This is a genomic window from Brachyspira pulli, assembly GCF_036997785.1.
Classification (GTDB): Bacteria; Spirochaetota; Brachyspiria; order Brachyspirales; family Brachyspiraceae; genus Brachyspira; species Brachyspira pulli.
This window is the reverse complement of the sequence record NZ_JAWLQI010000040.1, coordinates 16,163-29,842: the sequence shown is the minus strand read 5'-3', so window position 1 is coordinate 29,842 and position 13,680 is coordinate 16,163. Positions and strand designations below refer to the sequence as shown.

12 protein-coding genes are annotated in these 13,680 nt (G+C 26.3%); 4 read left to right on the top strand and 8 right to left on the bottom strand.

What is annotated here, in order from left to right:
- Positions 1-269: 269 nt before the first annotated feature.
- Positions 270-1,730 (top strand): B12-binding domain-containing radical SAM protein, encoded by a 1,461-nt coding sequence (locus R4K56_RS09705; RefSeq protein ID WP_335772574.1) that lies wholly within the window; start codon positions 270-272, stop codon positions 1,728-1,730.
- A 58-nt stretch (positions 1,731-1,788) separates the two neighbouring features.
- Here R4K56_RS09705 and R4K56_RS09700 read toward each other — a convergent pair whose 3' ends face one another.
- From R4K56_RS09700 to R4K56_RS09690, 3 genes are read right to left on the bottom strand one after another with little or no spacing between them, the layout of a single operon-like run.
- Positions 1,789-2,481: a hypothetical protein gene (locus R4K56_RS09700; protein ID WP_335772575.1), complete on the bottom strand. Its 693-nt coding sequence runs from the start codon at positions 2,479-2,481 to the stop codon at positions 1,789-1,791.
- Entirely contained in the window at positions 2,478-3,677 is a 1,200-nt protein-coding gene (locus tag R4K56_RS09695) for a hypothetical protein (protein WP_335772576.1), read from the bottom strand. The genes R4K56_RS09700 and R4K56_RS09695 overlap by 4 nt, the downstream gene beginning before the upstream one ends.
- A gap of 11 nt (positions 3,678-3,688) precedes the next feature.
- The gene (locus tag R4K56_RS09690; protein WP_335772577.1) at positions 3,689-4,618 is read right to left on the bottom strand and encodes a glycosyltransferase family 2 protein; all 930 of its coding nucleotides are present in this window, start codon (positions 4,616-4,618) and stop codon (positions 3,689-3,691) included.
- A 350-nt stretch (positions 4,619-4,968) separates the two neighbouring features.
- Here R4K56_RS09690 and R4K56_RS09685 point away from each other — a divergent pair, with 350 nt between their 5' ends.
- Complete coding sequence (locus tag R4K56_RS09685) at positions 4,969-5,526, top strand: carboxymuconolactone decarboxylase family protein (protein ID WP_335758910.1); 558 nt, start codon at positions 4,969-4,971, stop codon at positions 5,524-5,526.
- A gap of 465 nt (positions 5,527-5,991) precedes the next feature.
- Here the strand turns inward: R4K56_RS09685 and R4K56_RS09680 are convergent, their stop codons facing one another.
- The 4 genes from R4K56_RS09680 to R4K56_RS09665 all read right to left on the bottom strand — a co-directional run bounded on the left by R4K56_RS09680 (position 5,992) and on the right by R4K56_RS09665 (position 10,260).
- Entirely contained in the window at positions 5,992-7,182 is a 1,191-nt protein-coding gene (locus R4K56_RS09680) for an acetate/propionate family kinase (RefSeq protein WP_335772578.1), read from the bottom strand.
- Positions 7,183-7,343: 161 nt separating this feature from the next.
- On the bottom strand, positions 7,344-8,321 hold the full coding sequence (locus R4K56_RS09675) for a hypothetical protein (RefSeq protein ID WP_335772579.1): 978 nt from the start codon (positions 8,319-8,321) through the stop codon (positions 7,344-7,346).
- A 379-nt stretch (positions 8,322-8,700) separates the two neighbouring features.
- Positions 8,701-9,015: a hypothetical protein gene (locus tag R4K56_RS09670; protein WP_335772580.1), complete on the bottom strand. Its 315-nt coding sequence runs from the start codon at positions 9,013-9,015 to the stop codon at positions 8,701-8,703.
- A 15-nt stretch (positions 9,016-9,030) separates the two neighbouring features.
- Positions 9,031-10,260 (bottom strand): peptidase M30, encoded by a 1,230-nt coding sequence (locus R4K56_RS09665; protein WP_335758065.1) that lies wholly within the window; start codon positions 10,258-10,260, stop codon positions 9,031-9,033.
- A 178-nt stretch (positions 10,261-10,438) separates the two neighbouring features.
- On the opposite strand from R4K56_RS09665, the gene R4K56_RS09660 reads away from it, so the two are divergent.
- Together R4K56_RS09660 and R4K56_RS09655 are read left to right on the top strand one after the other, a co-directional pair.
- The gene (locus tag R4K56_RS09660) at positions 10,439-11,212 is read left to right on the top strand and encodes a CAP domain-containing protein (RefSeq protein ID WP_335772581.1); all 774 of its coding nucleotides are present in this window, start codon (positions 10,439-10,441) and stop codon (positions 11,210-11,212) included.
- A gap of 7 nt (positions 11,213-11,219) precedes the next feature.
- Positions 11,220-11,630: an ExbD/TolR family protein gene (locus R4K56_RS09655; RefSeq protein ID WP_335772582.1), complete on the top strand. Its 411-nt coding sequence runs from the start codon at positions 11,220-11,222 to the stop codon at positions 11,628-11,630.
- Positions 11,631-11,713: 83 nt separating this feature from the next.
- On the opposite strand, the gene R4K56_RS09650 is transcribed toward R4K56_RS09655, so the two are convergent.
- Positions 11,714-13,672 (bottom strand): ABC transporter ATP-binding protein, encoded by a 1,959-nt coding sequence (locus R4K56_RS09650; protein ID WP_335772583.1) that lies wholly within the window; start codon positions 13,670-13,672, stop codon positions 11,714-11,716.
- Positions 13,673-13,680: the final 8 nt, after the last annotated feature.

Sequence of the window (13,680 nt, the reverse complement as noted above, 5' to 3'; positions counted from 1 at the left end):
TTTTTTATTTTTAGCTTTATTAATAGTTAATACTATCTTTTTTTTCTGATTTGTATTATATTGCTTCATAGGTATTCCTTTTTATTTTTTTGCTAATTTAATTATAAGGAATACCTGCTTTTTTTAAACTAAAAAGTGTGCAATATCTATTACTCCTAAACAATTAGCTATATTAGTGCTTATTTACATTTTTATCAATTAAAGTATAATTATGTAAATTAAAAAAATATAATAATTTTGAATATTTTAAATTAAAGGTTAATTAGTATATGAATAATAAAATAAATAAAATATATATAGGATATCCTCCATTTGAAAGCGACAGAGGAGTTGCATTATTATCACAAAATAGGCAATTTCAATGGTTCAAAAGTCCTACATATATTTATCCTGTTGTTCCTGCAACTGCTGCTACTATGATAAAAAATGCAGGATATGATGTAGATTTTGTTGATGCTATAGCAAGAAACATGACTACTAAAGAATGGCATCAATATTTAGATTCAAATACACCAGATTTATTATTCTTTGAAGTGAAAACTCCAGTTATATATAAGGCTTGGAAAATAGTTGATGATTTAAAAGAAAAATATCCTAATATGATTGTTGTTATTGCTGGAGACCATGTTACTGCTATGCCGGAAGAAACAATGAATAACTGTAAAGTAGATTATTTACTTACAGGCGGTGATTATGATTTTCTTCTTCTAAATTTAATAGAATATTTAAATGGCAAAGCTCAATTAGAAAAAGGCATATACTATAGAGAATCAAACACTATAAAAAATACAGGATTCTTTGAATTAAGACATGATTTAAAAAGCCTTCCATTTATAGACAGAGATTTGACTCAGTGGCAAAGATATGCTTATGATAATGGTAATTTCAAACGCATACCGGGAACTTATATAATGGCTGGAAGAGACTGCTGGCATCATAGATGTACTTTCTGTTCTTGGACTGGTATATACACAAATTTCCGTGCCAGAACCGCTGAAAATGTTGTCGATGAAGTAGACTTCCTTTACAATAAATATAATATAAGAGAGATAATGGACGATACTGGCTGTTTTCCAGTAAAAAAATGGCTCAATGATTTCTGTAATTATATGATAGATAAGAAACTAAATAAAAAAGTTAATATAGACTGTAATATGCGTTTCGGGGCATGCAATGAAGATGAATACAGACTTATGAAAAAAGCAGGATTTAGATTTTTATTATTTGGTTTAGAATCTGCAAGTCAAACTACATTAGACAGACTCATAAAAGGAAATAAAGTTGAAGAAATACTTCCTTCTTGTAAAGCAGCTTCTGATGCAGGACTTTCTCCACATATCACAGTAATGCTTGGTTATCCTTGGGAAACTGAAGAAGATATTGAAAAGACTTATGAGCTTACTAAAAAACTTCTTCTAAAAGGTTATGCTAAAACTATGCAGGCTACAATAATAATCCCATATCCTGGTACTGAATTATTCAATCAATGTAAAAGAGAAAATTGGCTTACTACAGAAAATTGGGAAGATTATGATATGCGTAAAGCTATAATGAAAACTGATGTAGGCGAAGAAAAAATAAAATGCTGGATACAAAAACTTTATAATTTAAGTTTCACTCCTCAGTTTTTAATGCATAAAGTATTATCAATTAGGGATTTAGATGATATAAAATATTATTTAAGAGCATTTAAAAAAGTTTCAAAAGGACATTTGAAAGATTTTGAATAATTAATAAATATAAATTGTTAGTACTTTTTTGATATAAGGACTAACAATTTATAAAAAATTATTTTATTTTACTATTTTTATTCATTATAATAAAATATACTATATTAGAAATAGCAATTATAAACAATAAACTTATCACTATTATATGTGAATAAAGAGAAATATCATTAGCTATATAAAATATTTTTGGTAATTTCCAATCTACTTTTTTAAATGATGCAAACTTTTCTAAGTCATCTTTTTGTTCTAAAGAAAAACCTGTAAATTGTTTATAATTATCATCAAAAAATATTAGGCTATTTGGATAAGTAAAATTATAATAATTATTAGATACTTTATATATAGAACCTTCTTCCTTAGATTTAAAAGTTTCAAGTTCATATCCATAAATAGGTTCATAAGGGTATTTACTTGAGTATAAATTATAATCATTACTTAAAAACTGATCTATTATTATTCTTTCATTTCTATCTAATATTTCTGTTATTTTATAATTATTATTGCTTCCTAATTGATTAATTTTATTCCAAACCTTTATACCTATTTCTAAATTTACATTTTTAAAACCAATATCACCATTAAATGTATCGGCATGTTTATATAAAAATGAAATAATTACATATATATTCAATATTAGTAATAATATTATTGATTTTTTTATATTAAATAATTTGTACTTATTAAGTAAATAAGAAAAAAATATTGAAAAAGGTATTATAACTACTGAACCAATTCTTAAATTTAAATTCATTTTTTTAAAAATGGGAATAGGCTATTAATTATTCCTTTATCATAATATAAATCAAAAATAAAATAAAACCAAATTGAAAAAAATATAATTCTAAATTTATTTTCTCTCCAAAAATGATTTAAATTTTTTATTATATTTTTTCTATTCATTATTAGTATAATGATAATAATAGGAATCATCATAAAAGGTAATGATAAATCTCTTTCATGTATATATGAATATCTTATATTAAAAAAGAATCTAAGAGAAAATAGTTTTTCAAAAAAAGATACTATTGAAAGAATAAAATTATAATATATAGCTTCAAATACCATATAAAAATGTACATTATTAACCATTAACTTACCTCTATCTATTTTAGATGCTAAAATTAATGTTGGTATTAGTTTTGATAAACTCAATGCAAAAGATAATGATACAGATATTATTATAGCTATACATTTTTTTAAAAAATCAAAATCAAGCTTAAAAGATATTGCAGCAATCCCTAATAATACAAAACAAGTATAGAAAAATATTGTATGAATAGCACCTCCAAATATCATTGCAGAAAAAATTAATGCACCAGATAATATTCTTATAATAAAGCTAAATTTTAATTTTGATATGGTGTTAGAAAAAAATATAAAAACTATTAAAGCCGTTAATGGGTGGTATATAAAAGTCCAATGTCCAACTTTGAGATGATATATATAATAACCAGTACATGAAAAAAATATTGTCCCAGTTAATGAACTAATAAAATTAAAATTAAAGTCTTTTTTTAAAAGAAGGTATATAGATATAAAACCAATTATAGAAAACAAAAATGTAAGTAAATTATAACTATACCAAAAAGGCATAATTAGAGTAAGAAAATATAAAGGAGAATATTGATGCCAATTAGGATTAGCATAACTAAGAAGACCGCCTCCAAATAAAGGAGAAGCCCATTCTATATCAAGTCCATTATTTTGATAATATAAAAACATACTCATTGCTCTAGCTTCTATTTGAGAATAATCATGTCCTATATATGGATAATTACTATTTAAAAGTAATACCTGAGATAAAGAAGTAATAAAACAAAACATAATTAATATTAATTTTTCTTTTTTCTTATCTAAAACTATATTAAATATTTTTTTGTCAGTTTTAATGATATATATAAATGAAATAGTAAATAATATTGTAAATAAATAGAATAAAATTATCATGATATATTTCCTTATTGTATCTTTTTCTTGATAATGTATTCTGGCCTTTTTTTAGTCTCATTAAAGATATTAGCCAAATATTCACTAATTACAGATAAAGAAATAAGCTGTACTCCTCCAATAAAAAGAATTGTAATGATAATAGATGCCCAACCTTTTACTAAAACTTCAGGATTAAACAAATACAAATAAAATACCCTTATAGAAAATACTATAGCTATTAATATAGATAATATACCAAAAAATAATGATATTCTTAATGGTCTTACAGAAAAAGATAAAATACCTGTTATTGCTAATCTTAGCATCTTTTTTAATGTGTATTTTGTATGACCAGCAGCTCTGACATCTCTTTCATATTCAAAAGGTTTTTGTTCAAATCCCATCCAACTTATTAAACCTCTAATATATTTTGGATTTTCATTAAACGATTTATATGCTTCTATAACATTTTTATCAATTAATCTGAAATCTCCAGTATCAACTGGAAATTTAACCTCTGATAATAAATTTATTATACGATAAAATAAAGAAGCTGTTATTTTTTTAAATATAGATTCACCTTTTCTTGATATTCTTTTACCATAAATAATAGGTGTATTACTTTTTTTATATTCTTTTACCATTTCTGGTATAATTTCTGGAGGGTCTTGCAAATCTGCATCTATTATTACAGCTATATCTCCATTGGAATTATGTATTCCGCAACTGACAGCTGCCTGATGTCCGAAATTTCTTGAAAAAGAAAAAAGTTTTACTCTATTATCTTTTTTATTTAATTCTTCTATTATTTCTTCTGTTTTATCTTTACTTCCATCATTAACAAAAATAAATTCACATTCATAGTTTGATAATTGTTTTGAAACATTATTAATTCTCTCATAAAGAGTATTTAAAACATCTTCTTCATTATAGCAGGGGATTATTATACTAATTTTCATAATACTCCCTTATAAAGTTGAAAATTTTTCTTTTTTTTTGCAATACCAAAAAAGATGCAATATTATTTGATATAAATAATGAAAAATAATTAATAATTAATAATTTCTGATTTCTGATTTCTGATTTCTGATTTCTGATTTCTGATTTCTGATTTCTGATTTCTGATTTCTGATTTCTGATTTCATAAATTACCTTGAATATAATAACTACTTCTAGTATACAATATAATGACATAAATTTCAACATTTTTCAGCAAATATAGTATTTATATTATTAAAATTTATGTTATACTTAAATATAGCATTACTTATTTTGTATTAAAATAATTTTTTTAAAAAAGGAGTATTATATGGCTAGAGTTAAATTTGTTGAATATGAGGAAGCTCAAGGAAAAGTAAAAGAAGCTTTCGATTATCAAATTCAAAAAAGCGGCAGTGTTACAAATATGAAAAAAGCATTATTGAATGATTATGCTACTTATGAAGCATTTATGGGTTGGTACACTTCTTTCAACAGATTAGTAGAAGTTGTGGGTAAAAGAGCTGCTATGATATTAGCACATTCTGTTTCTACTACTAATGGTTGTATGCTTTGTTCTTTATTCTTCATCAGAGATTTAAAAGCTATAGGAGATGACCCTAAAAATCTTAAACTTGATGAAAAAGAACAATTATTATCTCAATTAGGTATGCAAATGGTAAAAGACCCTAATGGCGTAACTGATGAACTTATGAATAATCTTAAAAAACATTTCAATGATTCTGAAATAGTTACTATAGTTGGTTTTGCTGCTCAAATGATGGCTACTAACAATTTCAATGCTGTATTAAAAATAGATTTAGATGAATCTTTAATACCTATACAAGGTGAGTTTGAAAAAGAAACTTGGAGAGCAAAAAATAATTAATTTATTCTGAATAATTATTAAAATAAAAACAAGGGGAATTATTCTCCTTGTTTTTTATTTTAAATAAACTTAAAAATTTTAAGTATATACTAAAAAATTTAGAGTTTGTCATTTTTTTAGTCAACTTTTTCCCGCCGCAAAAAGTTGCAAAAAGTGCAAGGTATAAAATTACTACTGAATCATACTAAAATTGTTTTACATATAATATAAACTATTAATTTAAGCTAAAATATAGCCCTTCGCCGAAGCTGCTTCTTTGTGGCACGCCAAAGGCACTCCTTTCAGTCGCAAAAGAAGTGTGGGGCTTGCGTAAGCACGCAGAGCGGTGGGCAAAGCCACATATATTAAAAAGGAAATATAATTTTAATTTTGACAAAATATAATTGTTTGGGTATATATAAAAAAATAGAGTGCCTTAAATAAATTAAGACACCCTATTATAAATATTAATATATATTTAAATTATTATTTTAAAGCAATATTATAAGTATCCATAGCTATAGCTTTTTCTTCATCAGTAGCTATAACATAAAGTTTAATAGGAGCACCGTCTTTTTCAAAATTAGCACATCCTCTAGCTTTAGCATTCTTATCAGCATCGCATTTAATACCAAGTTCATCTAAACCTTCAAGTATTCTTCCTCTGATATAAGCACTATTTTCACCTATACCGCCTGTAAATACTATACCGTCAACATGACCAAGTACAGCCATATAAGAACCTATATATTTTTTAACTCTGTAGCAGAACATTTGTATAGCAAGTTCAGCTTTAGGGTTAGATTTAGCAGCTTCTTCTAAGTTTCTCATATCATTACTAACACCAGAAACACCTAAAAGACCGCTTTTTTTATTTATAATATTATCAATTTCTTTAGCAGATAAATTTTCTTTACCCATCATGAAAGTAATAACAGCAGGATCCATATCTCCAGATCTAGTACCCATTACTAAACCTTCTAATGGAGTTAAACCCATACTTGTATCTACTGATTCGCCATTTTTAACAGCAGTAACACTAGCACCATTACCTAAGTGACAAACTATAACATTAGCATTAGGTTTATTATTTACTTTGCAGAATTCACCATAAACATATTTATGAGAAGTACCATGGAAACCATAACGGCGTACTTTATATTTGTCATACCATTCATGTGGAACAGCGTACATATAAGCATATTCTGGAATTGTTTGATGGAAGCTAGTATCAAATACAGCAACCATTTTAACGTCTTTTAATATTTCCTGACAAGCTCTTATACCTTGTAAACCTGCTGGGTTATGTAAAGGAGCAATATCGCAGCAAGCTTCTATAGCTTTTATAGCCTCATCTGTTATTAAAGTACTTTTACTGAATGCTTCTCCGCCATGTACTACTCTGTGTCCTACACTAGATATTTCGCTCATATCAGATATAACACCAACTTCTTTATCAGTTAATAAAGAGAAAATTAAAGCCATACCAGATTTATGATCTGGTACTTTCTGTTCTATCTTTTTTTCTTTGCCTTTTTCTACAGCAGTGTGTTTTAAAGCACTTGTTTCTTCGCCGATCTTTTCTAAAAGACCTTTAGCTAAAACTTTTGCTTCTGGCATAGCAAATAATTGATATTTAATACTAGAACTGCCAGAATTGATTACCAATACGTTCATAAAATGACTCCATAGTTTTTAATAATTATAATTGAAGTATTATATCATAATATGTATATTTATCAATGAATTTTTATTTTAATACAAATTATGTATATAAAAAAGAGGATTAAAACATTTATATTATGAATTAATCCTCTTTATTTTAGTTATTTAATATTTTATTGTTTAATTAATGTTTTTGTAACATTATTATAATCTTTATACTCTATTGTAGTGCCAAATCTAACAGTTGTAATCTTTCTTTCTTCAGTTGGAGTATCATTATTATAAATTTCAGTTCTAGTTAAAAGATTTCCTTCTAATCTAGTTTCACGTGTTTCATATATTTGTCCGTTAGCATCGGCAAATTTTACATTTCCATTTGCATCGATACTTAATACTTCACTTCTATCTGTACTATCAACATATGTGCCTTGACGAGTTTCTACTAAATCACTTTTATATAATTTTTGATATAACTCTCCATTTTTATCACAAACTTCAGCTATTAATCTATCATTTCCAAAATTAACTTTCATTATATATCCATCTGTAGATGTAAGTATTAATGTATTTCCATCACTAGTTGTTTTATAACCACCATTAATAAAATAAATATTTCCTTTAGCATCTATTTGTAAGTATAATTGTAAACCAGAATAATAATCTCCAGCATATTTAGCAAAATCAGAAATTGTTCCTGCTAAAGAGAGCTGAGTAGAAGTATAAGTTTCTTTAGTTAATACATAATAAACTGCCATTTTATAATCACTGCCATTAAAAATATATTCGTATAACAAGCCAGACATTTTTCCTTCTAATGTTATTTTTTTGTCTCCCTCAAATAATGTAGTTGTTGTTGTATCTCCTGAAATGCCATCAGTATTAGCCCATTTAGTGCCATATGTATGATCAATATAATATAATTTAGAATTTTTTATTTTTAATTCACTATAATCAAATTCACCATTTACATTTTTAGAATAATAAACACCTGTTTTATCATTTAGGAAAGCTGATATTTTAGATGGATCCGTTGTACCAGTTCCGCCGCCAGTAGTTCCTCCATCACCAGTACTTCCGCTAGGATTTGAAGGACTGCTGCAGCTGAAAGCAAATAACATAACTGAAAGAATTAATAAAACTTTTTTAATCATTGTTTTTCTCCTAATTGTAATTTAGATATAATTTAACTTATAATTATTTTTCAATAGCAAAAATAGCTTATAAGGTAATAAGCGATTGTATTTGATAAAATATTGAAATGTTGTTTTTTTAATAGAGATAAAAAAATTATATAATATTAGCGATGCGATGCGATGCGATGCGATGCGATGCGATGCGATGCGATGCGATGCGATGCGATGCGATGCGTCGCTATTATAAATTAATTTTACTTTTTTCATATTAAAAAATGATACTTTAAACAAAATAATAGTCAATATTTAATACGTATTTTTTTAATAATAATGAATTTTTTTTTAGAAAAAATATTGCAAAATATTGTTTTTATCATTTTTTAATATAAAATTATTTTTATTCTTTCTTTTTTACCCACATAATAGTATACCTATCAAATGATTTACTCTTATCGGCAAGCCATAAAGTTTCTTTTTTCACTTTTGCTTCTATAGTTATTATTTGTCCTTGATATTTAGCATATTCTTCAAAAAACTTTTTATCAAAATAATAATCTCTTTCTTCTGTAGATATTACTGCATCTGGAAATATAGATGTTCCAACTATTCGTATTTTACCTGTAATTTCTTCTTTCTTTGCAAACAGTAAAAAGAAAAAAACAAATAATAATATATGAGAATATTTTACTACTCTTTTATAGAATATTTTCATTCTATTATCCTAGAATCAATATTTTTTAATATTTCCGTCTTTATCAAATAATACATGTCTGTATTTAGGTACATAAGGTTCATCATCAGCAGTTTTGTAAGTTTTTGATGCAAGAACAGATGATTGAGGAATAGTAATACTAATAGGAGTAGGATTATTTCCAATATATGTATCTTTATTTAAAGCTACTTGTATTCCATTACCTAAATCTCTTGTTACTAAATTACCTGAAGAAGATAATTTTCCATTATAAGCAACCATAGCACCAGGATACAAAGATATTGAAGATCTAGCACTTTGAATTTTAAATTCTATTCCTTCTACTTCATTATTATTTAGTCCTTCAGCCCATTTTAATAATAAATCTTCCCAACTTGATGCAGATACATAAGATACATTATTCAAAAGTCTTTGATATTCCTCTAGTGCAGAATATTTAGCTATATTTTGAAATACAGATGGATTATTATTATTTTTTTTATAAAGCCAATTCATAAATACTGATACAGAAGGATAATTTGCAAATACATCTAAAGGAAGATCCCAAGTATAAAAACAATAATATCCTTTTGTAGAACTATTGAATTCAGATATTCTTGATTGAACTGTATATGGACTAAATAATAAAGAGGTAGATTCAGAAAGTGCCTCATTAAGCCAAGTTTCCATTTCCTTATTGTTTTCTACATAATTAACATTAAAATTAATTAAATGCTGAAACTCATGCTGTATAGTACCAGCCATATATTCCGGAGTTTCATTAACTAATTTTATATCCATATATAGTATTTCAGCATTATTATTCTGTCCCAATATTAAATCAGCACCGTAAAAATAACCTGTAGTTACCGCACCATTATAATCAGAATTTATTTCAAACAATAAAATAATAATTTTACCATTATTATCAACATCTGTATGCTGTCCGTATATACTAACCTCTTCAGCATAATTATCATTAAACACTTTTGCTATATAGTCTAAGCTTTCCTGTTTATATCCTGAATCTTCTTTTACATATATATCTAATTTATCATATTCTGCAACTTTATAAAATCTATAATTTTTTATTGATGCACTGCCTGAACTGCTGAATACTATAGTACGAAAAGTAGTTCTTGGCATACTTGAATTAGGGTATGTTAATCCATATGAATCTTCAATATTTATTCCTAAAATATTTCCTAATTTCTGACAAGATAAAGATATAATCGATATCATTATAATGAATATTATTTTTTTCATAATATCCCCCTTTAAATTATATAACTATCATAACATAAAAATGTAAAATAAAAATTACACTTATTGAAAGTAATTTAATTATTTTATTAAATAAACACTATTTTATATCTTTTATTTTTTACAATATTGCTATAAAATAAGGTTCATATATATAGACAAAAAATATTGGAGAACTAAAATGAAGAAATTAAATTTAATAATGATCTTCTTATTTTTATCAACATTGATATTGAGTGCCAATACTATTGAAGATGAAGTATTTAGATTGATTAATTTAGAAAGAAGTAAACAATCGCTTCCGCCTTTACCAAATAATCAAAGACTTCATTCTTTAGCTTTATATCATGCTGATAATATGGCTAAAAACAAATTTTTTAGTAATACTGATTTAGATGGTTTGGATTCTAAAGCAAGACAAGTTAAATTATATCCGGAAATGGTTGGAAATATTAGCGAAAGTTTAGGTAAATTAGACGTTATTCCTTTTACAGACAAAAAAGCTGCAGAAAGTATAGTTAAAAATTTAATGGCTACACCTGACAGTAAGAAGAACATATTAAATAAAAATTTCAATGCTATAGGTGTTGGTGCTGTTAAACGCGGTGTTGGAGTATATGTTACAGTAACATTTGCTGATATTGTTGCTGAATCAGTTGACTTTGTTCCTCAAGCTAAATATGGTGATGAAATAACTGTAAAATACAGAATATTAAATAAAGCTGCTTTTACTGACTTCAAAATTGCTGTTGAAATGGCTGATAAAGAAGCTAGAATTACTGGAGATGACGGTAAAACTTATATAGGTAATATAATTTATGATGTTAAAGATATGGGTAATAGTATATTAGGAAGAACTTTCAAAGCTGAATATGGAAAAGGCGATTATAAAATATCTATCCTGTATAAAGGACAGCATTTCCTAAGTAATGTAAGAACAATAACAGTAGAATAATAAATATATGAAATTTAGAAGAAGATTCAATATAAAAAGTGGAATTGATCTAACCCCCATGATAGATATAGTATTTAATTTACTTATATTCTTCATGGTGGGTTCTACTATTGTAGAAACTCCTCAAATAGAAATAAGCCTGCCTAAATCTACATCTGCAGTAGGTTCTGAAAAAAATGAAACTATAGTTATTAGTATAGCTAAAGACGGAAAACAATATATAAATGGTTATGAAGTGGAAAATCTCGATAATGATCTAAAAGAGTTAGCTAATACTGAAGGTGAATTAGAAAAACCTGTAGAAATAAGATCCGATGAAGATGTTAGAACTCAAATATTAATATCTGTTATAGATAGTGTAAAAAATGCTGGGTTTACAAAACTTAGTATAGCAACTCAAGAACAAAATCAAAATTAAATATTTATTTGAAATAAAAATGCTGTTTAATACATTTTAATTATTAAACAGCATTTTATTTATATTTTGTTATAAACTATAATTTATTCATCTCTAAATTGTAATGAATATAAATATTGATATTTACCGCCTCTTTTCATCAATTCTTCATGAGTACCAGATTCTATTATTTTACCATCTTCAACTACACATATATATGTAGCATTCTTTATTGTAGAAAGTCTATGTGCTATGACAAATGTAGTTTGAAGATTAATAATTTCATTCAAAGCTTTTTGAACATACATTTCACTTTCTGTATCTAATGCACTTGTTGCTTCATCTAGTATCAATATAGAAGGTTTTTTCACAACAGCTCTAGCCAATGCTATTCTTTGACGCTGACCTCCTGAAAGCATTACACCTCTAGGTCCTATATGAGTATCATAACCATTAGGCAACTTTAATATAAACTCATCAGCATGTGCTATTTTAGCTGCTCTAATCAAATCATCGTCTGTAGCATCAGGTTTAGCATATAAAATATTTTCTCTTACAGTTCCGTAAAACAAAATATTTTCCTGAGATACTACACCTATTTGATTTCTTACACTTCTTGTGTTTAATTCATTTATATCAACACCATCAAATCTTATCACTCCTTCACTTGGAGTAAATAATTTAGGTATCAAACTTATTAAAGTAGTTTTACCTCCACCTGAATTACCAACAAAAGCAACAACATCTCCTTTTTTAACATTAAAACTTACAGGTCCTAAATGGAAAGGCTGTGCATCACTTCTTCTTGGATATTCAAAATGAACATTTTCAAAAGTAATTGAATGTTCTATAGGTTTCATTTCTTTTTTATTTGGATCATCAACATTCTCAGGAGGTAAATCTATAATTTGGAATACCCTAATAGCTATCATTTTAGTTAATTGCAAATTCATAAATATACCAGATAAATCTCTAACAGGAGTGGATATATTAAGCATATAAAGCAAGAATCCCCATAAAAATTCAAAAGGCATTTCTCCTTTAAATATTAAAAATCCGCCGTAAGCAAGTATTATAAGCATAGCAGCTATCATTACAAGTTCTGTCATAGGTCTGTTAAGAGAAGTAAGTAAACTAATCCTTCTCATTATATTTATTAATTCGCTATATAATCCCCTATATCTATTAACTTCCTCATCTTCTTTAGAAAATATTTTGATAACTTCTATACCTCTTATATCTTCCTGTATAACAGAAGTGGTACTTCCTAGAAAATTTTGTTGTGCCGATATTCTACTCCTTATTAATTTGGAAACTTTATCTATACCTAATCCTATTAATGGTGCTGCTATAAAACAAGCTAAAGTAAGTTTAACATTTAAAAGAAGCAATACAGCTAAAGTAAGTATTAATGTTAAAGGAACTGTTATCATATTTGGTAATGTACCAGATAAAAAACCTTCTATTGTTCCAGATTCATTAATAACCCTGCTCATTAAATCGCCTTCTTTTTCCTGTTTAAAATAAGCAATATCGGTATTCATTAACCCTTTTAACATATCAGCTCTTACATCCTTTCCTATTTCCTGAGCTGTAAAAGCAAAAAGAAAAGTTTTTATATAATCAAATCCAACTCTAAATAAAACATATATGAATCCAATAATAATAATAAATGAAAATTGTGCTATTATTACAGGATTTCCAATGGAATCTCCGCTTAAAAACTGCTGAGTTAAATCTTTAGTACTAAAATTACTAAATTTTACTGTTAAATCAGCAACTAATGGAATTTTATCTAAAAGATCAACTCTTTTTCCGCCTGTTATGGATATTGCCAATTGTCCAAAAAAAGGTGGAAGTATATTTATTATAGTATAGCCTATACTCAACATGAAAGAAGGTATAAATAATTTCTTATGTCTCATAGCATATGAAATCATTCTTCTATATGGGTGTTTTTCAACTTTTGAATAATATTTTTTAATATGTTCTTCTGTGACAGCACCATAATCAAATGGCCTATCATCTTTTTTAAAAAATTCTTTTACTTTTTTTATAAGCATAAATTATA

What these genes read in the sequence shown, in the direction of transcription:
- R4K56_RS09700 (WP_335772575.1), bottom strand. Translation starts at nt 2,481, where the DNA reads ATGAATTTAAATTTAAGAATTGGTTCAGTAGTTATAATACCTTTTTCA.
- R4K56_RS09675 (WP_335772579.1), bottom strand. Translation starts at nt 8,321, where the DNA reads ATGATTAAAAAAGTTTTATTAATTCTTTCAGTTATGTTATTTGCTTTC.
- R4K56_RS09665 (WP_335758065.1), bottom strand. Translation starts at nt 10,260, where the DNA reads ATGAAAAAAATAATATTCATTATAATGATATCGATTATATCTTTATCT.
- R4K56_RS09650 (WP_335772583.1), bottom strand. Translation starts at nt 13,672, where the DNA reads ATGCTTATAAAAAAAGTAAAAGAATTTTTTAAAAAAGATGATAGGCCA.
- R4K56_RS09685 (WP_335758910.1), top strand. Translation starts at nt 4,969, where the DNA reads ATGGCTAGAGTTAAATTTGTTGAATATGAGGAAGCTCAAGGAAAAGTA.
- R4K56_RS09705 (WP_335772574.1), top strand. Translation starts at nt 270, where the DNA reads ATGAATAATAAAATAAATAAAATATATATAGGATATCCTCCATTTGAA.
- R4K56_RS09660 (WP_335772581.1), top strand. Translation starts at nt 10,439, where the DNA reads ATGAAGAAATTAAATTTAATAATGATCTTCTTATTTTTATCAACATTG.
- R4K56_RS09690 (WP_335772577.1), bottom strand. Translation starts at nt 4,618, where the DNA reads ATGAAAATTAGTATAATAATCCCCTGCTATAATGAAGAAGATGTTTTA.
- R4K56_RS09655 (WP_335772582.1), top strand. Translation starts at nt 11,220, where the DNA reads ATGAAATTTAGAAGAAGATTCAATATAAAAAGTGGAATTGATCTAACC.
- R4K56_RS09680 (WP_335772578.1), bottom strand. Translation starts at nt 7,182, where the DNA reads ATGAACGTATTGGTAATCAATTCTGGCAGTTCTAGTATTAAATATCAA.
- R4K56_RS09670 (WP_335772580.1), bottom strand. Translation starts at nt 9,015, where the DNA reads ATGAAAATATTCTATAAAAGAGTAGTAAAATATTCTCATATATTATTA.
- R4K56_RS09695 (WP_335772576.1), bottom strand. Translation starts at nt 3,677, where the DNA reads ATGATAATTTTATTCTATTTATTTACAATATTATTTACTATTTCATTT.